We start from the raw sequence: 23,222 nt of genomic DNA, 5'->3' as shown, positions 1-23,222 counted from the left end.
CCATTTAAGACTAATCTTATTATACGAGGAGTATTCAAGACAAATCATTCGCAGTAAATGCGAATTGTGTCATAATAGATAAGTGATTAATATAAGCAGTAACAGCTAAGGTATAGCAATAAGGAGTGGCACGTTTGAGAGATTTAATTAAAGTAAGGGGCGCTCGTTCCCATAATCTAAAAAATATAGATATTGATATTCCTCGCGATCAAATGGTCGTAGTAACTGGTTTGTCAGGATCTGGAAAAAGTACTTTAGCCTTCGATACCTTATATGCAGAAGGGCAAAGGCGGTATGTAGAAAGCTTATCTGCTTTTGCACGTCAATTCTTGGGTAATACAGAGAAACCAGATGTAGACGCTATTGAAGGGTTAAGTCCAGCTATCTCAATCGACCAAAAGACTACCTCAAGAAATCCACGTTCAACAGTAGGAACGATTACTGAGGTGAACGATTATCTTCGTTTATTATATGCTCGGGTTGGCCAACCAATCTGTCCAAATGATGGTACCGAAATCACGAGTGAATCCCTAGATCAAATGTTAGACCGGATTTTAAGTCTACCAGAACGAACAAAGGTGCAGATTTTATCACCAGTTGTTTACGGTAAAAAAGGACAACATAAAAAAATTATTGAAGGGATTCGTAAACAAGGGTACGTGCGTGTTCGTATAGATGGTGAAATCTATGATATTGATGATGTACCCGAATTAGCTAAGAACAAAAAACATCAAATTGATATTGTGATCGACCGTTTAGTGATTAAAGAAGGTATTAAAGGGCGTTTAGCTGATTCTTTAGAAGCGGCGCTTAGATTGGCTGATGGCTATGCAATCTGTGATTTGATTGATGGGGACGAGATCCTCTTCTCAGAGCATTATTCATGCCCACACTGTGGATTTACTGTAGGCGAATTAGAACCTCGTCTATTCTCTTTTAATGCGCCTTATGGTGCTTGTGAGGAATGTACTGGCCTAGGGTCAAAAATAGAAGCCGATCCTAATTTAATTGTGCCAGATAAAAATAAAAGTTTGAAAGAAGGCGCGGTTGTTCCTTGGGATTCAAAAAGTTCTGCATTTTATCCAACAATGTTAGAACAAGCGGCAACAGCCTTTGGTGTGCCAATGGATGTGCCGTTTAAGGATTTAAGCCAAGAACAACAAGACCTTATTTTATATGGTTCGGGAGAAGAAGAGTTTCATTTCCATTACCAAAATGAATTTGGTTCTGTCCAAGATAAAATGCGAGTATTTGAAGGGGTTATCCCTAACGTACGTCGCCGTCATCAGTCTAGTCAATCTAAGGCGATGCGAGAAGCTATGGGGCAGTATATGACCGAATTAGAGTGTCCAGTATGTCATGGTAAACGATTAAATCGTCAAGCATTATCAGTTAAAATTGCTGGTCAAGATATCGCTGAAGTTACGCATAAGGCAATCATTGATACAATTGAATTTTTTAATCATTTAGATTTATCTGAACAAAATACAGCGATTGCACAACCAATTATGCGTGAAATTTCTTCACGATTGAATTTCTTAGAAGAGGTCGGATTGGATTACCTAACGCTAGACCGTTCTGCAGGAACCTTATCTGGTGGTGAAGCACAACGTATCCGTTTAGCAACACAAATCGGGTCAAATCTTTCAGGGGTCATGTACGTTTTAGATGAGCCATCAATTGGTTTACATCAACGTGACAATGATCGGTTAATAAAATCTTTAAAACGTATGCGTGATTTAGGGAATACATTAATTGTGGTTGAGCATGACGAAGAAACGATGCGAGAAGCAGATTACTTAATCGATATGGGACCAGGTGCTGGTGAGTATGGTGGTGAAGTCGTTGCTGCTGGTACACCGGATGAAGTGGCGAATAATAAAGATTCCATCACCGGTCAATATTTAAAAGGTGATCGAAAAATTGACCTACCAGAAAAAAGACGTAAGAAAGATAGAGGGGCTATTCATATTAAGGGGGCCGCTGAAAACAACTTAAAAAATGTGGATGTTGATATTCCTATTGGTCGTCTAAATGTCATATCAGGTGTTTCTGGATCAGGCAAATCTTCTTTGATTAATGAAGTAATGAAAAAATATCTGGTACGTGAACTAAATAGAACGAAAACGCCGCATGGGAAAGTAGATGAAATATCTGGCTATGAATCATTAGATAAGGTGATTGATATTGACCAAAGTCCAATCGGTCGTACGCCACGTTCTAACCCAGCAACATACACGTCTGTGTTTGATGATATTCGTGAACTTTTTGCACAAACCAATGAGGCTAAACTACGTGGTTATGGAAAAGGACGTTTCTCATTTAATGTTAAAGGTGGCCGTTGTGAAGCATGTAAAGGGGATGGCATCTTAAAGGTAGAAATGCATTTTCTACCTGATGTATATGTGCCGTGTGAAGTGTGTCATGGCACTCGTTATAATTCAGAAACCTTACAAGTAAAATATAAAGGAAAAAATATTGCAGAAGTTTTAGACATGCGTATTGAAGAAGCTTTAGAATTCTTTGCCGCAGTGCCAAAAATTCGTCGTAAATTACAAGCAATTGTAGATGTAGGTCTTGGTTATGTTACATTAGGCCAACCTGCACCAACATTATCTGGTGGGGAAGCACAACGGATGAAGTTAGCAAGTGAACTTCAACGTGTTGCGACGGGCAATACCTTATATGTTTTAGATGAGCCGACAACAGGTCTACATACAGAGGATATTAAACGCTTAATCGCTGTCTTACAGCGATTGGTTGATGCGGGTAACACTATAGTCGTGATAGAACACAATTTAGATGTGATTAAGACAGCAGATTATATTGTTGATATTGGCCCTGAAGGTGGGGCACAAGGTGGTCAGATTGTGGCTTTTGGTACACCTGAAGAGGTTGCAAAAGTGAAAGGTTCTTATACAGGTAAATACTTAAAACCATTGTTGAAAAAATAGCATAAATACTAAAGACTAAACACTATGTTGACGATTAATTCATATTCATCTACCTTCATAGTGTTTTTTCTATAATAGAGAAGGAAGTGGGACGATAATTGAAAATTGTACATACAGCAGATTGGCATATTGGGAAGATAGTGAACAATCACTCACTAATCGAGGACCAAGCTGCAATATTAGATGATTGGTTAAAACAAACCGCTGCCTTAAAACCAGATTTAGTGGTGATGGCTGGTGATTTATATGATCGAACCTTGCCTAGTAGTGAAACAGTACAGTTGGTTAATGCATTGCTGACTAAAATGTCAAAACAACTAGCATGTCCCATCTGTATGATTGCTGGAAATCATGATGCTGGTGAACGAGTGGGATATGCAGCAGATTTATTATCTGGACAAGACTTATATATGACAGGAGTTGCTAGTTCAGAAATTCAAAAAGTGGCACTGGATGAAGCAGATGTATATATGCTACCTTTTAGCGATCATTTGACAATTAAACGTCTTTACCCTGAAGAAACGATCCGTAGTATTGAGGATGCTACGAAGGTTCAAGTAGCACGTATTAAAGAGAACTGGGATACTAGTCGATTGAACATTATCCTCTACCATGGCTATGTCACAGCAGGTGCAGTTGAAAATGCGGGGGATGATTTGGAAAAGTCTGATTCAGAGCGTCCATTATCAATTGGTACGAGTGAATATGTACCCAATAGTGTTTTTGATGGCTTTGATTATGTTGCACTAGGACACCTACATGGTGCGCAGCAAGTAGGGAGTACTAGAATACGTTACTCAGGCTCACCTTTGAAGTTTTCTAAATCAGAAGTCAACCACCATAAAGGCTTTTTAGAGATTGATTTGAATAAAGAGCAAGACACAATTGAAGTTAAAAAACATGCCTTAATACCAAGCAAGGATATGCAAGTAATTCGTGGACAATTTAAGGACTTGTTACAAGGACAGTCTGATCATTATATTTTCTTTGAATTAACAGATGGTTATGCCCAACATGAAGCCATGAATCGGTTGAAGAAGCGATATCCAAATGCCATGAGTTTGGAATATGTAGCCTTAGAGAATAAGCAGCAGCAAAATTTGAAAGAAAAGCGTCAAGAAGTACAAGCAACGCCTGTTTGGGATCAGTTTGCCCAGTTCTATCAAAATAATACGGGTCAAGAATTATCTGCATTTCAGGCTAAAACCGTTCGGGATATATTCCAGTCTAATTTAGAGGAGGATCATGCATAGTGAGACCTATTCAACTTGAAATACAGGCTTTTGGACCTTATAAAGAAAAAACGACCTTGGACTTTACAAAATTAGGTGACCAAAATTTATTCTTAATTTCAGGCGCCACTGGTGCAGGAAAAACAACCATCTTTGATGCGATTGTTTATGCCTTATATGGTAAAACCTCTGGATCTTCCCGTGATATTAATGAGTTGAAGTCACAATTAGCAGAAGATGAGCGCGTAGCTTATGTCCAGTTAACCTTTATGATTCATGGGCAAACTTATACAGTAAAAAGAATACCTAAACAAAAACGACCGACTAAGCGGGGGTTAATACGTGAACAAAATGCGGAAGTCACCTTGGAGGGTGAGGACTTTACCCTTAGTAAAACCCAAGAAGTAGATAGTAAATTAGTCGACATTCTTGGCTTATCTGCAGACCAATTTAGACAGATCGTGATGTTACCGCAAGGTGAGTTTAAGAAACTGTTGGAAGCTAGCTCGGGCGAGAAAGAAGCTATTTTACGAACCATATTTCATACAGACTACTTAGACCAGTTCCAACAAGCGATTGCTGAACGATTTAAGCAGGCCAATCAAGAAGTTGGCACCTTAAAAAAACAAGTAGACCAACACAGTCAGTCATTCGTAAACTTTGCGGATACAGAGCTAGTAGAAGTAAGCCAAGAGGGGACAGGTGAAAATTCGGTAGCTGAAATGAGTGCAACTGAAAAAGACCAAGTCCAAAACTGGGTAGACCGAGAAGCTTATGAAGCATTATCTGAATGGGCGAATATGAAATTGAGTCAATTAGACCAGGAAAATACGGGTTTAAGCCAACAAATTACTGCAGCTGATATGACTATCCAAAGGCTACAATCTTATATGCAACTACTAGCTAAAAAGGAGGATTTAGCTAAGCAAGAAGCTTCTATTAAAGAACGTGAAACAAAAATTATAGGTGAACGCCAAGCCTTAAAGCAATATCAAGAAACACAAGCAGCCTATCAATTGATTCAGCAAATTCAAAAGTTGAAGGAGAAACAAGTCAAATTACAGGCATTAGTAAGTGAAAAAGCGCAATCTCTTCAACAAGTAAATGGACAATTAGAATCTGTAAAGCATGAACAAGCTGACTGGCAAGAACAAATCCAGCAAGTGGATAGCTTACGGGAAGATTTGCAAAGTTTAGCCATTCAAGAAAACAAATGGGATAGCTATCTAACACAAGAGAAGAACCTGAACAAAAAGGTTACTTATGGTCAAGATTTAGCTAATCAACTGGCAACCTTAATTCGTCAGATTCAAGAACAAGACCAGGCTGTTAAAGTTGGTGAAAATACGCTTAAAAATCTAGAAAAAGAATTGAGTCAAATAGGGGATATCAGCCAAAAGCAAAGTTTAGTGGATAATAAGATTTATCAATATAACTTAGTTAGCAAGCGTTACCAAGAAATGGTAGATATAAACCAGCAAATTTCAGTACTTTCAGTTCAGGTTGAAACAGATAAGCAAGCATATCAAGACCAGTTGGATGAGCGAAACAAGTTAGAACGCGCTTATAGTCAAAACCTTGCGGGCGAATTAGCGAGCCAATTAGTTGAGGGAGAGGCTTGTCTAGTTTGTGGAAGTATTCATCATCCTGCGCCTGCGATAAGACAACATGATGAAATAACAAAAGATATGGTAGATGCCGCAATGGATGCCGTACAAGTAGCTTTTCAAACCTATTCGTCGAAGGCGGAACGATTGGCTGCAATTCAGGATAATTTTAATCAAACGCTAGATAGCCAAGAGATTGAAGGGTTAACTGCAGAACTTACAAATAACGATGATAAGCTTAAAATGTGGCAAGACCAGCTAGATAAAGAGGATGGAGATATTCAAAGTCTTCAAACTGACTTGGATAAGTTAAAAGAAAGTAAGCAAGACTTGGACCGGCAAATACTTGAGTCGACTGACCAGTTGAATGCGGCCAAGGATGCTTTAACACAAATGCAAATAGATATGTCGACGCTTAAAGGACAGAGTGAAGCAAATCAAACAGCAGTTGAACAGCTACGAGTAGAAATTGCACAATTAAGAGACCAACTAGTGGGCGAATCTAAAGCAGTTGTCACAGCCGAATACCAAGCAAAAAGTGCGCAATTAGCTGAAATTACTGCAAAAGACCAGGAATTGAAGGCACGTTTAGATAAGTATCAACAGGAAGCAACACAATTGGCTACCCAAATTACTGGCTATAAAGACCAGATCCAGCAAGGCGAAACCGAGTTGCATGCTGATCAAGCATCGCTAGCGCTAGCTTTAGCAGGTCGTGATGAGCGTCCAGAGGATATCCAAAAAATTCATGAAGGCCAAGAAAATTGGGCAGCAATTGAAAACAGGATTCAGCAATTTGATAAGGAAGTCTATGCCTTTAAGGAAAATAAAGTAGCGAATCAGGAACAAATTGAAGCAGCTGGTTTGGATAAAGAGGCAGATGCTTACCAAGCTGATATGGACCAAGAACTTGACCAGTTAGCGAAAATTAAAGCAACTAAAGATCAAATAATTTCTATCAAAGCCCAATTAGACCATGCCTTTTACTTATTTAAAGATAGCTTTACTGCTTATCAAGAAAAAGGGCGTCACTTTGGTGAATTATCACTATTGAATAAGGTTGCGAATGGAAAAGAGAAAGCTTATGGTTATATTTCTTTTGAACGCTATATTTTAGGTTTATATTTTGATGAAATCTTGCATTATGCTAACGAACGTTTGATGGCCATGACGCAAATGCGGTACGAATTTAGACGAATAATTGAAGGACAATCTGGTGCAGGTGCCAAAGGACTTGATCTAGCAGTATTTGATTATCAAGCAGGTGGGGAACGGTCAGTACAGTCTTTATCTGGTGGTGAAGGCTTTAAGGCATCGTTAGCTTTAGCGCTTGGTCTTTCTGATGTAATTCAAAACGATGCGGGTGGAATTGAAATTGGTACCCTTTTTATTGATGAAGGTTTTGGTACCTTAGACCAGGAATCCTTACAACAAGCGATTGAAACCTTAACTGACTTGCAACAAGCTAGTGGCCGTATTGTAGGTATTATTTCGCATGTAGCGGAATTAAAACAACAAATTCCTGTACATTTACAAGTTTCTACTAGCAACGATGGTTCTAAGGCCTTTTTTACAGGGGTTCAGTAGGACTTAAAGTAAACATTCGTGAAATTAGGTCCATAGACCTATGACATTTACCGCCTAAGTTGACAAAATATAGATAACAAAGGAAAGCTAAACAACTAGGAGGTTGTCATAATGTCTAATCATAAAGAACGTATTTTAAACTTAGTTAAAGAAGGCATTTTAAACAATGAAGAAGCGATTATCTTATTAGAAAATAGAGCAAAACAAGAAAAAACAAATACGAACACGCAAACACAAGTTGAAGATGAAAAAGATATCTTAGATGATTTTTATGCAGACTGGGAAAATAACCAGACAGTAGACCAAGATGATATTACTGGACGTACCCAAAAGGTTGCCATTCAAAAAGATTTAGAAGCATCTTTAGCTGGCAAGTTAGCTGAGCGACAAAATCTCGTCAATGCAAAAGAAAAATCGGAAGTAACGCATATTGAAATTGACCGTTTAACTGAAGAAATTAATCAGTTGACAGAACAAATCCACCAATTAAAAGAAGACATTCATCAAATCGATGTGGAAAATCCAAGACCAGAAAAAAATGATGAATACCTGCGTTCTACTACTGAAGAAAGTGAATCATTTGAAGAAGAAACAACTTTAAGTGACTATGATTACAAAAATATTGTCCATGATTTCTTCACAAAAACACGCTCAGTATTCGATCAAGTACAAGATAAAGTAAATAAAACTGTGAAATTTGAAAAAGGTAGAGGGGCAGTGCCAATACCCAAATTAATTACACATGATTTTGAGGCAACTTATGAATATTCAGAACCATTATCGATGGTTGATATACAAATTGCTACTGGTCAAATTGAATTAGTATCATGGGATGAGCCGACCACCAAATTGACTGTAGTTGGTAAATTATATGGTGACTTCGATGAAGAAAACGCTCAATCTGCCTTTGAAAAAAGAGCAAACCTTGAGTTTGTTGAAGGGGCTTTGAGCTTGAATATGATTTCTCGTTTTATCAAAACAGATATCTTAATACAAGTGCCAAAAGACCGTTTAGACTTTATTAAAGCTAGAACCATTGCTGGGCCAGTAACTATAGCGCATATGGATACAAATGATATCTATATTCAAACTGTTGATGGTGCGATTAATATTGATGACTTTACAGCTTCTATGATTGAAGTTGATACCAAAAATGGGCAACTCCTTTTAACTGATGTGGAAGCTTTAGATTTAGTTGTCAAATCTTTAAATGGTAGCCAACGTTTGAAGGGCCATGTGGAAAATGTGCTGATGGAAACTTTAAATGGTGATATTGTCATCACTATGGAAGCTAAACCGTTAGTTCGTGCTCAAGTAGAGACTAAAAATGGTGATATCAAATTGAATATCCCTAAAGAAACGGCTGTAGATGGTTTAGCCCATACTAATCAAGGTGAAATCATGTTCCGTTCAGATTTTATAAAGAGTCAGTCACAAGTAAACGACCAATTTAATAAACAAAAAGCATTTTACTATGATGTTGCTGAAGAAAAGGCTTATCGAGTGAATTTGAAAACAATGCGTGGTACCGTTCGAGTGAAGGATGACGCAGATTTAAGTAGAGCATAAGGGAGAGATTGGATATGTCTGGGAAATTAATGAAGTCAAAAAAAGATCGTTACGTATTTGGGGTATGTGGTGGTATAGGAGAATACTTTGGTATATCTGGTAATTTAGTTCGTATCATTGCAGTTTTATTGAGTTTGACACAGTTTCCAGTTTGGTTAATCTACATCATTTTAATTTTTGTATTGCCAAACAGGGAAGATTAAAGGAGAAGGAGTGGATAATATGGCTAAGAAATTAACAAAATCACGTACTGATGTGAAGCTGGACGGTGTATGTGCCGGGATTGCTGAGTATTTTGAAATTGACCCAACAATTATCCGTGTACTGTTTGTATTCATCACACTTTCTGGGGGCGCAGGATTATTAATTTATCTACTATTAGCGCTTATTATACCAAGAGATGAAGGACATACACGCGTTGATAGAAACGACCGAGATGCCTATCGTGAAACAACATCATTTGATGCGAATGATCAGGATGGCTATAATGAATATGAGAATGCAACAGATTCAAAAGATAATCCTGATGAGGAAGAAAGTTGGCGTGATTTTTAATAATGAGACGTTTTTTATTAGCAACCCTTATTGATGCATTGGGTTTGATGGCTATTTCATGGATACTTGCCCCAAATGTATATGTGGCAGACTTTTGGTCAGCAATCTTAGTAGCTATCGTATTAAGTATTGTGAATTCAGTTATTCGTCCAATCGTGAATTTATTGGCCTTGCCATTAAATATCTTAACTTTTGGCTTGTTTAGATTGGTAGTCAATGGCTTTATGTTTGTGATTGTAGGCTTGTTCTTCCCAACTTCCTTTGTATTCACAAGCTTCTTCTACGCTATTGTTGCGGCTTTCCTATTTTCAATGTACCACTGGTTCTTTGAGAAATTTATTGAAGCCGGGAAATAATAAAAGATGAGCAGTGTACTTAGACTCGTAACGGTGGAAGATATAGGTATATTGATGATACATCACACACTCCATGTCTGAAGCAGCACGAGTCTGACATTTTGCATTTGACTTTAAGGGTGCAAGAGCCTCGTAGCCGCATCAATTTTAAATCCGAATCCTCTAGTTTGTCTGTAAAGCAGATGGGCTAGGGGATTTTTATTTTTCACAAATTATTGGTTTATCTAACTGTCCATATGGGGCTAGTGTGGTAGAATAGGTGCAAAGTGACTTGTTAAGAAAGGAAACCATATATGACAAAGGTAACCGTGAAAGATTTAGTCGACAAATTTGATTTTAAGGTTATTTGTGGCGAAGATTTTTTAGATCGCGAAATTATTACGAGTGATATTTCAAGACCTGGTTTGGAAATTACTGGCTATTTTAACTACTATCCATCTGAGCGCGTGCAATTGTTTGGACGTGCAGAGCATACATATTTGTCTAGAATGACTTCGGATGAGCGTTTATTAATTATGCGCCGCCTCTCAAGAGAAGATACCCCATTCTTTATTTTCTCTAGAGGATTACAGCCGGAATATGAAGTGATTCAAGCTGCTGAAGAAAACCATATTCCAGTACTAAGTTCAACAACAACAACAACTCGTCTATCTAGTAACTTAGCGGAAATGTTGCATGCGCACTTAGCAGAGCGAATCTCAAAACATGGGGTATTTGTGGATATATATGGACTGGGTATTATGATTACGGGGCATTCTGGTGTAGGTAAATCAGAAACCGCTTTAGAGCTTGTAAAAAGTGGTCACCGTTTAGTAGCTGATGACCGGGTAGATTTTTATCAACGTGATGATACGACAATTATGGGTGAAGCACCTGAAATTTTACGCAATGTGATGGAAGTTCGTGGTCTTGGAATTATTGATGTCATGACGCTTTATGGGGCAGGTGCAGTCCGTAAAGAACAACAATTAAACTTAATTATTGACTTGAAAGAATTGAAGAAGGGCGCCAATTTTGACCGCTTAGGTACTGCAGAAGAGCGTGAACAAATTTTAGAGGTGGCGATACCTAAAATTACCCTTCCCGTACAAACTGGACGGAATATTTCAAGCATCATCGAGGTGGCAGCAATTAACTTTAGAGCCAAGTCAATGGGATTTGATGCTGCAAAGATGTTTAATGACCGTTTGACAAATCTCATTGATCACAACAAAGTTTAGGAGAGAAAGAACAAAATGATGAATATAGCTGCAATAGACCCAGTCGCTTTTGATATATTCGGCTGGCCAATCCGCTGGTATGGGATTTTTATCGGGGCTGCTATTTTACTAGCCCTTACATTGGCTTCAAGAGATTTTCGCCGTAAGGGTTGGGATGAAGAATTTATTTTAGATGCAGCTGTATGGTCCATCTTGATTGGATTTATCGGTGCACGGGCATATTATGTTTTATTCGAATTAGATTACTACTTACAAAATCCGGGAGAAATTTTACAAATTTGGAATGGTGGGATTGCCATTTATGGTGGCGTGATTGCTGGAGGCCTTACGCTTTACTGCTATTCCAAAATGAAAAAAATGGCCCCACTATTTGTAACGGATACGGTAGCGCCTTATCTACTATTAGCGCAAGCTATTGGTCGTTGGGGCAATTTTGTTAACCAAGAAGCGCATGGTGGAGAAGTGAGTTTAGCCTTCCTAAAAGATACCTTGCACTTACCCCAATTTATCATTGATGGCATGCATATTGATGGTGCTTATTATCACCCAACCTTCCTATATGAATCTATTTGGAATGTGGTTGGCGTTGCAATCTTATTGTTGATTCGTTCACGCAATAGAACCCTTAGAATTGGCGATACAACCTTATTATATTTGATTTGGTACTCATTCGGCCGATTCTTTATTGAGGGCTTGCGGACAGATAGCTTGTGGCTAGGGTCATTCCGTATCAGCCAAGTATTAGCAGCAGTGCTGTTTATAGGGGCTTTGTTTATGTTCGTCGCTCGACGGATAAATGATAAGTATTATCCATATTATTCGGAGCATAACGGACCTGCTTATAAAGCAATGCAGTAGTAAGGTTTACCAATAGATTGGAGAAGTGATAACTTGATATCCAAAAAGATTGCCGTACTTGGCGCAGGTTCATGGGGAACAGCGCTCGCTATGGTGTTGGCTGAAAATGGGCATGATGTGATACTGTGGACACATAACCCAGACCAGGCACGTGAAATGCAGACCACTAGGCGAAATGACCGTTATTTGCCTGATGTGACATTGCCAAACAATATCATTCCAACAAATGATATGACCGAAGCCTTAGACAAGGCGGATTTAATCAACTTCGTAGTACCTACTAAGGCGATACGACAAGTTGCAAGCCAGGTAGTGGCTACTTTACAAAAGATAGGTATCCAAGAATTGCCAGTCATTATGCATGCTACTAAGGGATTGGAGCAGGAGACCCATTTACGAATCTCTGAAATTTTAATAGAAGTCTTTCAACCAATTGGTCAAGCGAAAGTAGTGGTTCTATCTGGACCTAGCCATGCAGAAGAAGTTGTAAAACACGATATTACAGCTATTACCGCTGCTTCAGCAGATGATGAGGCTTGCCATTTAGTTCAAGAGGTATTTATGAATGACTATTTCAGGGTCTACACCAATCCAGATATTATCGGAGTTGAATTAGCAGGTTCCTTAAAGAATATCATTGCTTTAGGGGCTGGTGCTTTAGTGGGGGCTGGTTACGGTGATAATGCTAAAGCGGCCTTAATAACCCGTGGTTTGGCTGAAATTACACGTTTAGGTGTGGCGATGGGTGCTGATCCATTAACTTTTATGGGCTTATCTGCAGTAGGTGATTTAATTGTTACTGCAACCAGTATCCATTCAAGAAACTGGCGGGCTGGCAAACAAGTTGGTCAAGGTCAGGCTATTAAAGATGTTGAAGACCAGATGGGCATGGTCGTTGAAGGATTTGCTACAGCTATTTCAGCCTATGAACTTGCAAAAGAAGCTGGCGTTGAGATGCCGATTACGCAAGCAATTTATCAAGTTATTCAAGGTGAAAATAGTATTCAAGATGTGATTAAGGCCTTAATGGCGCGCGAGCGTAAGGGTGAAATTCAATTTGAAGATAATTTGAAGGATATTTTTTAAAGTATATTTGATTTATAATGTTGTCAGAAACTAAAGTAAATAAATGGAGGATTCATTCATGGCGAAAGTAAGAAAAGCAGTTATTCCGGCAGCAGGGTTAGGGACACGGTTCTTACCTGCAACAAAGGCAATGGCCAAAGAGATGTTACCAATTGTGAATAAACCAACGATTCAATTTATCGTAGAGGAAGCATTAGCCTCTGGAATTGAAGACATTCTAATTGTTACAGGAAAAAGTAAACGACCTATTGAAGACCACTTTGATTCAAACGTCGAGTTAGAATCAAATTTAGCAGACAAAGGTCGTGATGATTTATTAGAAATCATTGGAGAAACTGTCGGATTAAACTTATTCTTTAAACGTCAATCTTATCCAAAAGGTTTAGGGGATGCTGTTTTACAAGCTAAAGCCTTTGTGGGTGATGAGCCGTTTGTGGTAATGCTTGGAGACGATTTAATGGTAGATGAAGTACCGTTAACCAAGCAATTGATTGATGCGTATGATGTGACGAAGGCATCGAATATTGCGGTAATGCCGGTGCCGCATGAAGATACAGATAAATATGGGGTCATTGATCCAGAAGCGCAATTCTCTGAAAAAATCTACAATGTAAAACAATTCGTTGAGAAACCAAAAGCAGAAGATGCGCCATCAAACTTGGCGATTATTGGACGCTATTTATTAACACCGGAAATCTTTGACTTGTTAGAAACACAAGGCGAGGGTGCTGGAAATGAAATCCAGTTAACAGATGCAATTGATCGTTTAAACAAAACACAACGGGTATTCGCTTATGAATTTACTGGCCGTCGTTATGATGTTGGAAATAAGTTAGGCTATATGCAAACAAGTATTGAATATGGTCTTGAACAAGAGGAAATCAAAGATGGCTTGAAAGATTACTTGCTTTCAATTGAAGATGAACTTTAATAAATGTCTTGATGTAAAAGATTGTCATTAGCTTGAGCTAGTTGCAATCTTTTTCCCTTTAAACATGTTAGAATGGTAAGCGACGTTAATAAAAGCAATTTAATCACACAATGAAAAATAAAAGAAAGGATGTGTACAATTTGGCAGAAGAAATTCAAAAATTTGATGTCGTTGTAGTTGGTGCAGGGCCAGCCGGTATGACAGCTGCCTTATACGCATCACGGGCCAATTTGTCCGTAGCATTAATAGAACGAGGCGTTCCTGGGGGTGAATTAGTTAACACAGCGGATGTAGAAAACTATCCTGGGTTTAAGCATATTCAAGGGCCAGATTTGGCTAACGAAATGTATGAAGGCGCTATGCAATTTGGTGTCGTCCATGAATTTGGTACAGTGACAAAAGTTACCCCAAATGAAGGCGCGCATTTACTAGAAACAGATATGGGGAAAACTTATCAAGCTAAGGCTGTGGTTATTGCTACAGGTTCTGTTCACCGTAAATTAGGTGTACCTGGAGAAGATAAGTACGCAGGCCGTGGTGTTTCATATTGTGCTGTTTGTGATGGTGCTTTCTTCCGCGATAAAGACCTTCGTGTGATTGGTGGGGGCGACTCAGCAGTTGAAGAGGGTACTTATCTGACACAATTTGGTAGAAATGTGAATATCGTTCACCGCCGTGATGAATTACGGGCGCAAAAAATCTTACAAGACCGTGCGATGGCGAATGATAAAATAGATTTCACATGGGATTCAGTTGTTAAAGAAATCAAAGGTGACGATATGAAAGTCACTGGGCTAGCAGTTGAAAATGTGAAAACAGGTGAAATCACTGATGTGGAGGCTGACGGTATCTTTATCTATGTTGGCTTGATACCAAATACTGAAGCATTTGCTGAATTAAATATCACAGATGAAGAGGGTTGGGTTATTACCAACGATGATATGCAAACGACAATTCCTGGTATCTTTGCGATTGGTGACGTTCGCCAAAAGAAACTGCGCCAAATTTCAACAGCTGTTGGTGATGGTGCAATAGCTGGTCAAGAAGCCTTCAATTACATTGAAACACTAAATGGCTAACTTCAAAGTTTCATAACATCGCTCACACATATTTGTGAGGATACGAAAAGTGAAGGTGAGACAAAAGTCGTTTAGAATTGACGTACTGGACTAAAAGGCAAACAATAATGAAAGGTTATTGGAGACATTTAGGAAGTATCGGACAATGCTGACTTTTGGAATCCAATGATAAACGTTCTTATATAGCAAAGAGAGGCTGAGACATTTTTGTCCCAGCCTCTTTTCATTGAAGAGATTAAAAAGGCGCTTTAAGCTGGCCTTTCATATGAAATTGTAAGGTGAACATGGCTTTGATATATCTTTTTACATAAAATTTGATACAATATGAATAAGATGTTATCGCTTTAAAAATGATGGAGGCTACACTATGAACTGGAAAGAAACTTATAAACAATGGCGTGATTTTGAAGACTTAGATAGTACTTTGAAGGAGGATTTAGCGTCTATAGAAGCTGATGATAAATTGCTTGAAGATGCTTTTTATCAACCTTTGAGTTTTGGTACGGCCGGTATGCGCGGTATTTTAGGTGCCGGTATTAACCGGATGAATATTTATACCATTCGTCAAGCAACTGAAGGATTAGCTAAATTGTTTGAAGATTATGGTCAAGATGCTAAAGATCGAGGAGTGGCAATTGCTTATGATTCACGTCATATGTCACCAGAGTTTGCAATGGAGTCAGCGAAGACTTTAGGTGCTCACGGTATTAAGTCATATGTATTCGAGTCTCTTCGTCCAACCCCTGAACTATCCTTTGCAGTCCGTGAATTAAATGCCTTTGCAGGGATTATGATTACAGCTAGCCATAACCCTGCCGACTATAATGGCTACAAGGTATACGGTGAAGATGGTGGTCAAATGCCACCAGTAGACGCTGATGCAGTCACAGCGAATGTGCGTGCAGTAGAGAATCCCTTAACAGTTGAGGTGGGGGATGAGGCAGCTTTGATAGCTGATGGTACAATTACGATTATTGGCGAAGAAATTGATCAAAAATACTTAGACAACATGAGATCAGTTGTTGTTGATCAGGCTGTAATTGATGAAATGGCTGATCAAGTATCTATCGTTTATACACCATTACATGGTACAGGACAAATGTTGGTGGAACGTACGCTAGCGGATGCAGGTTTCACTAATGTTACTTATGTAACTGAACAAAAAGAACCAGATGCTGATTTCTCAACAGTTCAGTCACCAAACCCAGAAGAAGCAGGCGCCTTTGAAGTTGCTGAGCGCTATGGTGAGGCCAATGACGCAGATATCCTGATTGCAACCGACCCTGATGCTGACCGGATGGGGGCTGCAGTGAAATTACCGAATGGTGATTACCAAGTGATTACCGGCAATCAAATTGCGGCATTAATGACCCATTATATTTTAACAGCTAAGAAAAATACCGGTACTTTACCAGATAATGGTGTGATTTTAAAATCTATCGTATCCAGTGAAATGCCAACAACAATCGCTAAGGCATTTGATGTTGAAACAGTGAATGTATTGACTGGTTTCAAATTTATCGCAGAAAAAATTAAAAACTATGAAGCTGACGGAAGTAAGCATTTTTTATTCGGCTTTGAAGAAAGTTATGGCTACTTAGTGAAAGCTTTTGTGCGTGATAAAGATGCAGTACAAGCAACTTTATTATTAGCTGAAGTTGCTGCTTTCTATAAAAAACGAGGGAAGACTGCTTACGATGGGTTACAAGACCTATTTACTGAATATGGCACATTCCAAGAAAAAACCATCTCAGTGACTTTACCTGGGCAAGAAGGTGCAGCAAAAATTGAAGCTATTCTAACAAACTTACGTGGAGAAGGCTTAAGTGAAATTGCTGGCCAAAAAGTGGTTGAAACAGAAGACTACTTACAAGATACACGTCAGTTTGCTGATGGCCGTTCTGAGTCATTAGGCATGGAAAAATCAAACGTATTAAAATATTATTTAGCAGATGAAACATGGATTGCGGTTAGACCATCAGGTACAGAGCCAAAAATTAAATTCTATATTGGTGTTGTAGCTGATTCACCAGAAGCGACGCAAGCAAAAATTCAGGCTTATGAGGCAGCCCTAAACGAACTAACTGCTTAAGTGGGTGCTTTCTGGTATCGATCGATTAATCTTTCATCTCCATTTCAAGGAGGAAAAAATAAAATGAATGATCAGTTAAAATTAGTCATTATTACAGGTATGAGTGGTGCGGGTAAAACAGTCGCACTACAAAGCTTCGAAGACATGGGTTACTACTGTGTAGATAATATGCCACCATCACTATTGCCTAAATTCTGGGATCTAATCAAAGAGACAGGTAAGATTAGTAAAATCTGCTTAGTGGTTGATCTACGTTCACGATCATTTTTTGATGAATTGTTAACGGAAATCAATGGAATGGATAACACCAACACGATTGAAATCTCTGTATTATTCTTAGAAGCAGATGATCAAACTTTGGTTGCACGATATAAAGAAACGCGTCGTGTCCATCCACTTGAAAAAGAAGGCGTATCCGTTTTAGAAGCGATTCAAAAAGAAAAAGCTTTACTACATGATATTCGTATCGAATCTACAGTGATTGATACAACGAACTTAACGCCACGAAAATTCCGTGAATTATTACTCACAGAATTTCAAACAGAAGAGGAAGGCCATTTCACAGTCAATGTGATGTCTTTTGGTTTTAAGTACGGTTTACCAATCGATTCAGATATCGTTATGGATGTACGCTTCTTACCAAACCCGCATTATATTGATGAATTACGTCCCATGACAGGACTTGATGCACCTGTTTATGACTATGTGATGTCGCAACCAGAAACAGAAACTTTCTATCGTAAATTTATTGATTTATTAGATTTTGAATTACCTTTATACGAAAAAGAAGGAAAATCCAGTCTGACGATTACAATTGGTTGTACAGGTGGACAACATCGATCAATAGCATTGACTGAGCGTATTGCCCACCATATTCAAGACCTAGGTTACAAGGTCAACATCATCCATCGTGATCGCACAAAAAGAAAAGAGTCGGTGAATAGATCGTGATAAACAAACATTCACGTCCGGATAGACGGCCAAAGGTTGCAGTTATCGGAGGCGGAACGGGTCTACCCATTCTATTGGAAGGACTAAAGAATGCTGGTTGTAATGTCACAGCTATCGTCACAGTTTCTGATGATGGTGGATCCAGTGGTTCATTACGTAACGCAGTTAGTACGATTCCTCCTGGTGATATTCGCAACTGTCTAGTCGCATTATCGGATATGAAGAAAATATATAAAGATGTGTTCCAATATCGATTTAGTGAAGAGGATAAAGAATTTTCAGGCCATGCCATTGGTAATTTGATTATTGCTGCTATTGCCGAAATGAGAGGCGATACTTTTGCAGCTTTGCGCCTACTTTCTTATATGATGAATATAGATGGTAAGGTATTGCCAGCTTGTGAAGAAGCCTTAGTGCTACAAGGACATTTTGCAGATGGCACGATGATAGAGGGGGAGACGGCGATTGTTGCGCATCCAGATCAGATCCAAAAAGTGACTGTTCGCCTAGCAAGTGAACAAGATACATTAGCTGCTGGTCAAAATAAGGCGAACGCTGGACTCCGTGCTGGACGAGAGGTTGTCTCTGAAATTATGCAAGCTGATATGGTCATTTTAGGACCAGGATCCTTGTATACGTCAATTTTACCGAACGTAGCAATTGAAGAGATTAGAAGCGCAATTGTTGACACGCCCGCTAAAGTTGTCTATATTTGTAATATCATGACACAACTCGGTGAGACTGAGCATTTCTCTGACGCAGACCATGTATGTGTAGTAAATGAACATTTGGGTTCAAAAGCCATTGATACGGTATTGTTGAATAAAACACCGGTACCTTATGAATACCTTGAAGGGGCGAGTGAAAAAGACTACTTAGTCCAAATCACTCAAGACCGTCTGGGATTGGCTGAACAAGAATGTCAGGTAGTTCGCTGTGACTTTTTAAATCTTGAGAAAAGTGGTGTATATCACAATCAGGATAAGTTAGTCGACGCCATTATGGATGTCATGAACGATCGCATAAAATAAAGTGAATAAGAAAGAGGTGAGCTGGTGGCTTCATTTGCAGGAGATGTAAAGAAAGAACTCACTCAGCTAACTGTGGACTATGAGCACGCACGTTCAGAGCTAGCAGCTATTTTACGTATGAACGGCACAATTTCTCTGACGGGTGGCAATTTGATTCTAAATGTACAGACAGAAAATGCCGCAATTGCACGACGAATCTACTCACTGTTAAAGGAATTTTATCATACCCTCGGTGAGTTGGTTGTGCGTAAGAAAATGAAATTAAAGAAAAATAATATCTATATTGTAAGGGTGAAAGACCATGTTGAAGAAATTCTAAAAGATTTAGATATTCTAGATAGCCTGGTGATTAATCCAAATATTTCAGCGGAAATGATGGAGAATGAACAGCGGAGTCGTTCATACTTGCGTGGTGCATTCTTAGCAGGTGGATCAGTAAATAATCCTGAAAAATCGTCATATCATTTAGAAATATATTCAGTATATCAAGAGCATTGCGAAGACTTAGTAATGATGATGAACCAATTCAATTTAAACGCTCGATCAATTGAACGTCGATCTGGTTATATTGCTTATTTAAAAGGTTCAGAACAGATTGCAGATTTCTTAGCCTTAATTGGGGCAACAGCCTCAATGTTAAAGTTTGAAGATATTCGGATTGTGCGTGATATGCGAAATTCAGTTAACCGAATTGTTAACTGTGAGAATGCTAACTTAAATAAGACTGTGACAGCAGCTTCCAAACAGGTTGAAAATATTGAATTGATTCAAGCAACAGTGGGTATTGGAGAATTACCAGAAAAATTGCAAGAGATTGCTTTATTAAGGTTGGAAAACCCCGAAGCATCTATTAAAGAATTAGGGGAATTGGTTGAAGGTGAACCTATTTCTAAATCAGGTGTCAATCATAGACTCCGTAAGATTAATCAATATGCTGAGCAACTAAGAAGCACGGCGATCACAAAATAAAGAAATAAAAGGTCTTGCTACTGTAGTCGATTAAACTCCAGTAGCAAGACTTTTTATATAGCTGAATCAATTTGCAGGTGATCAGCTGATGATAAGAAAGATTAGGACGAGTCAGTTTATCAAAGCGATGAAGAGGAATATCGGTGCAAAAAATATGCCCTAAGAATTGGTCATTTTCAACACGCTTATGGATATCTTAGACTATTTTTTGACCAACGTTTCTAGCTTATTTGCCTAATACAGGCATGCTTATGCTAGAAAGCGGGGTTTAGGGGAAGAATAGGTTTTTAGTCTAAAATTAGGGTCTCGATATTGGCCATTAATTGCTCGTCAGGGTTCTGTGGTTGGTCAACACCAATCTTTTTGCGGAGGAATGTGACTTCAGAAACTTGAACTTCTATAGTTGAGATATGTTGACCTTGTTTATTTTCAAATTGACGCATACGTAATTGGCCAACAACTGCTAATTCATCTCCTTTTTTCATATAGGTAGCAATCAATTTTGCTGTGCCATTCCATGCTGTGATAGGAATAAAGTCGACATGGTCGCTACCATCTTTACCTTTGCGGTTAATCGCAACGGCATTATTGACAACTTGGCGATTGTTAGAAATTTCAGTCAAATTCACATCTCTTGCTAAACGTCCGATTAATTGCACTTGATTCATTTTTCATCCTCCTAAGGTATCTGATTCAACTAGAGGTTAGCCCTCTAATCTATTACATACGTATTCATTCGCCAAATCCACCTAAAAACTTTATAAAATTTTGATATTTTGTAAAATTAGGTCAAAAGATCGGTAAAGTTCATCGGTGAATTCGTATTTTAGGGTACAATATAGGGGAATAGCGCAATTTGTCTTAATCTACTAAAAATACATCGCGAAGCCTAAATTAAAGTAAACATAAGCATATTTTATAAGGAGGAAGAAAACATGAACATCTTGATGATTGAAGATAACGAAAGTGTTGCAGAAATGATGAGTATGTTTTTTGAACAACAACAAGGATGGGAAGCAACCTTTATCCAAGATGGTGAAGAGGGGTGGCAACACTATTTAGCAAATGAAGAAACAATTGACATGGTCATTTTAGATTTAAATTTACCAAGTAAAGATGGTATTCAAATTTGTCGTGATATTCGTCAACAAAATCAGCAAGTACCGATTATTATGTTGACTGCTCGTGATGCAGAGAGTGAGCAGGTGCTTGGCCTAGGTCTAGGTGCAGATGATTATGTGACCAAACCATTTGATCCAATCACCTTCATGGCCCGGATGCGTGCTTTATATCGCCGTAGCCAACTAACGGAATCAACAACTGAAACGAGTGAAGGGCAGGATGCCAGTGATGAATTTGATATTCAAACAGAATATATCCGCATCAATAGCCAAAACCGAGAAGCCTTTTATAAGGATCAATTAATTCAACATTTAACGCCTAAAGAATTTGAAATTCTGCAATTATTAGCTGGTCGACCAAAACAAGTCTTTACTCGTGAGCATTTGTTAACCACTTTATGGGAAGATCCTTTTTATGGTGATGAGCGTACTGTAGATGCCCATATTAAAAAGCTTCGTCAAAAAATGGAAGCGTACGGTCCACAATTGATTCAAACGGTCTGGGGAGTAGGCTATAAATTTGATGAAACTGGTGTTTGATCATGAAATTGAACTTTTTTTACCAACAGATACTGAGCTTTCTGGTAGTGATTGGTATGACAATCGCTGCTATGGGGGTAACATTGTTTTCTTTTTCAAAGGACCAGGTGCTCCTTCGTCAAGAACAACAATTGAATGATATCGCGCATTTTATTTCCGGTCAGACCATTTCAAGTGAATTTTTAGCGACGATGGAACCTTTACTCGAGTCTTCCAATATGAAGTTATTTTACTTCAATGCGGATAATGAACTGGTATACCCACATAACAAAGCAGCCGTTGTACCAAATGACCAACTATCAAAAGAAGAAATGACAGCTTTGGAAAATGGTCATAATCTTGGTTTGCGAACCTTTGAAATGGGGATTACAGACAAGAATGGGGATGCGCTAGCCATCTTCATGCCACTAACGAATTCAGAGGATCAATCTTATGCGGGTTATTTAGCGATTGGGGTGCCATCTAGTCAATCAGATGCGGTGATTGACAATTTGATTCAAAATGTGGTCAAAGGGATAATGATCGCGCTCATTATTGCCGTTATCTTTTCAGTCATTATTGCCGGTTATCAAAATAAACGGATTCGCCGTATCCAAGAGGCTACGCAACAAATTGCACAAGGAGATTATTCAGTGCGTTTGGCTGTAAGTAATATTGATGAATTTGATGACTTGGCTACTGACTTCAACCAAATGGCAGTTGCGCTTGGTGAATCGGAAGTGGAAATTGACCGCCAAGAAAAAATTCGTCGCCAATTGATGATGGATGTTGCACATGAAATTCGAACACCTTTAACGACGATGATTGGTTTGCTAGAAGGACTTCGGCAGAAAGTAATACCGGAAGATAAGATTGATCGTAGTGTGGACTTGATGTATAAGGAAGCTAACCGGTTAAATCGTTTGGTGAACGAAAACTTGGATATTGAAAAAATTAGGGCTAATGAAATTGTATTGAATAAATCAACCTTTAATGCTGCAGAAGTGTTAAGGGATATTTCACTACAATTATCTGAAACAGCTAAAGCAAAACATACTAAATTTGAGATTGATATGGCAGATGAAGTGCCCATCTACGCTGATTATGACCGGTTCCACCAAATTATCTTTAATATCACTCAAAATGCGGTACAATTTACTAATTATGGCGAAATATTTATGTCTTGCACCTTTCAAGATGGCGAAACTTATATTAAAATAAAGGATTCAGGCATGGGGATGACGGAAGAACAGGTTGAAAATATCTGGGAGCGATTTTATAAGGCAGATATTTCTCGAAAGAATAATGAGTTCGGAGAATCTGGCTTAGGTTTATCCATTGTCAAGCAACTGGTTGAACTGCATCAAGCGACTATACATGTGGAAAGTGAAGCTGGTGTTGGGACAATCTTTACGTTGGTATTTTTCAACCGTGAAAAATTAGCAGAAAGAAATCAGGTCGAATAGTTTTAAAGCATCGACTGGTAATAAAAGGATTGAAGAAAG

At 38.6% G+C, this 23,222-nt stretch carries 19 protein-coding genes; 18 read left to right on the top strand and 1 reads right to left on the bottom strand.

Annotated elements, in window-relative coordinates; all coding sequences use genetic code 11:
* The first annotated feature begins 134 nt into the window (after window positions 1-134).
* The 16 genes from uvrA to whiA all read left to right on the top strand — a co-directional run bounded on the left by uvrA (window position 135) and on the right by whiA (window position 20,077).
* On the top strand, window positions 135-2,954 hold the full coding sequence (gene uvrA, locus HMPREF3116_RS08240) for an excinuclease ABC subunit UvrA (RefSeq protein WP_070469124.1): 2,820 nt from the start codon (window positions 135-137) through the stop codon (window positions 2,952-2,954).
* Window positions 2,955-3,052: 98 nt separating this feature from the next.
* Window positions 3,053-4,207: an exonuclease SbcCD subunit D gene (locus HMPREF3116_RS08235; RefSeq protein WP_070469121.1), complete on the top strand. Its 1,155-nt coding sequence runs from the start codon at window positions 3,053-3,055 to the stop codon at window positions 4,205-4,207.
* Window positions 4,207-7,380, top strand: a complete 3,174-nt coding sequence (locus HMPREF3116_RS08230) for an AAA family ATPase (RefSeq protein ID WP_070469120.1) — start codon at window positions 4,207-4,209, stop codon at window positions 7,378-7,380. Before HMPREF3116_RS08235 ends, HMPREF3116_RS08230 begins: the two co-directional genes overlap by 1 nt.
* A gap of 111 nt (window positions 7,381-7,491) precedes the next feature.
* Complete coding sequence (locus HMPREF3116_RS08225) at window positions 7,492-8,949, top strand: DUF4097 family beta strand repeat-containing protein (protein WP_070469118.1); 1,458 nt, start codon at window positions 7,492-7,494, stop codon at window positions 8,947-8,949.
* A gap of 14 nt (window positions 8,950-8,963) precedes the next feature.
* Window positions 8,964-9,152: a PspC domain-containing protein gene (locus HMPREF3116_RS08220; RefSeq protein WP_070469116.1), complete on the top strand. Its 189-nt coding sequence runs from the start codon at window positions 8,964-8,966 to the stop codon at window positions 9,150-9,152.
* Window positions 9,153-9,171: 19 nt separating this feature from the next.
* Window positions 9,172-9,504, top strand: coding sequence for a PspC domain-containing protein (locus tag HMPREF3116_RS08215; protein WP_070469115.1), 333 nt, complete (start codon window positions 9,172-9,174; stop codon window positions 9,502-9,504).
* Between the two features lie 2 nt (window positions 9,505-9,506).
* A complete protein-coding gene (locus HMPREF3116_RS08210; protein ID WP_070469113.1) occupies window positions 9,507-9,860 on the top strand; it encodes a phage holin family protein in 354 nt (117 codons plus the stop codon).
* 293 nt (window positions 9,861-10,153) lie between these two features.
* A complete protein-coding gene (hprK, locus tag HMPREF3116_RS08205) occupies window positions 10,154-11,080 on the top strand; it encodes an HPr(Ser) kinase/phosphatase (protein ID WP_070469111.1) in 927 nt (308 codons plus the stop codon).
* Between the two features lie 15 nt (window positions 11,081-11,095).
* Complete coding sequence (gene lgt / locus HMPREF3116_RS08200; protein WP_070469109.1) at window positions 11,096-11,938, top strand: prolipoprotein diacylglyceryl transferase; 843 nt, start codon at window positions 11,096-11,098, stop codon at window positions 11,936-11,938.
* Between the two features lie 36 nt (window positions 11,939-11,974).
* Complete coding sequence (locus tag HMPREF3116_RS08195; RefSeq protein ID WP_070469126.1) at window positions 11,975-13,024, top strand: NAD(P)H-dependent glycerol-3-phosphate dehydrogenase; 1,050 nt, start codon at window positions 11,975-11,977, stop codon at window positions 13,022-13,024.
* Window positions 13,025-13,082: 58 nt separating this feature from the next.
* Window positions 13,083-13,955 (top strand): UTP--glucose-1-phosphate uridylyltransferase GalU, encoded by an 873-nt coding sequence (gene galU / locus HMPREF3116_RS08190; RefSeq protein WP_070469107.1) that lies wholly within the window; start codon window positions 13,083-13,085, stop codon window positions 13,953-13,955.
* Between the two features lie 110 nt (window positions 13,956-14,065).
* Window positions 14,066-15,034, top strand: coding sequence for a thioredoxin-disulfide reductase (gene trxB / locus HMPREF3116_RS08185; protein WP_070469105.1), 969 nt, complete (start codon window positions 14,066-14,068; stop codon window positions 15,032-15,034).
* A gap of 367 nt (window positions 15,035-15,401) precedes the next feature.
* Entirely contained in the window at window positions 15,402-17,126 is a 1,725-nt protein-coding gene (locus tag HMPREF3116_RS08180; RefSeq protein ID WP_070469103.1) for a phospho-sugar mutase, read from the top strand.
* Between the two features lie 63 nt (window positions 17,127-17,189).
* Window positions 17,190-18,077, top strand: a complete 888-nt coding sequence (gene rapZ, locus HMPREF3116_RS08175) for an RNase adapter RapZ (RefSeq protein WP_070469101.1) — start codon at window positions 17,190-17,192, stop codon at window positions 18,075-18,077.
* The gene (gene yvcK, locus HMPREF3116_RS08170) at window positions 18,074-19,108 is read left to right on the top strand and encodes a gluconeogenesis factor YvcK family protein (protein ID WP_070469100.1); all 1,035 of its coding nucleotides are present in this window, start codon (window positions 18,074-18,076) and stop codon (window positions 19,106-19,108) included. Before rapZ ends, yvcK begins: the two co-directional genes overlap by 4 nt.
* Window positions 19,109-19,132: 24 nt before the next feature.
* A complete protein-coding gene (whiA, locus tag HMPREF3116_RS08165; protein ID WP_070469099.1) occupies window positions 19,133-20,077 on the top strand; it encodes a DNA-binding protein WhiA in 945 nt (314 codons plus the stop codon).
* A 287-nt stretch (window positions 20,078-20,364) separates the two neighbouring features.
* Here the strand turns inward: whiA and HMPREF3116_RS08160 are convergent, their stop codons facing one another.
* Window positions 20,365-20,745 carry a single-stranded DNA-binding protein gene (locus HMPREF3116_RS08160; RefSeq protein ID WP_070469098.1) on the bottom strand — a complete coding sequence of 127 codons (381 nt, stop codon included), beginning with the start codon at window positions 20,743-20,745 and terminating at the stop codon, window positions 20,365-20,367.
* A gap of 267 nt (window positions 20,746-21,012) precedes the next feature.
* Between HMPREF3116_RS08160 and HMPREF3116_RS08155 the strand changes: the two genes are divergently transcribed.
* Together HMPREF3116_RS08155 and HMPREF3116_RS08150 are read left to right on the top strand one after the other, a co-directional pair.
* Window positions 21,013-21,738, top strand: coding sequence for a response regulator transcription factor (locus tag HMPREF3116_RS08155; protein ID WP_070469096.1), 726 nt, complete (start codon window positions 21,013-21,015; stop codon window positions 21,736-21,738).
* Between the two features lie 2 nt (window positions 21,739-21,740).
* A complete protein-coding gene (locus HMPREF3116_RS08150) occupies window positions 21,741-23,183 on the top strand; it encodes a sensor histidine kinase (RefSeq protein WP_070469094.1) in 1,443 nt (480 codons plus the stop codon).
* Window positions 23,184-23,222: the final 39 nt, after the last annotated feature.

This window comes from Aerococcus sp. HMSC10H05 (assembly GCF_001806975.1).
GTDB lineage: Bacteria > Bacillota > Bacilli > Lactobacillales > Aerococcaceae > Aerococcus > Aerococcus viridans_B.
The sequence above is the reverse complement of the archived record's forward strand: the minus strand, read 5'-3'. Positions and strand labels throughout refer to the sequence as shown.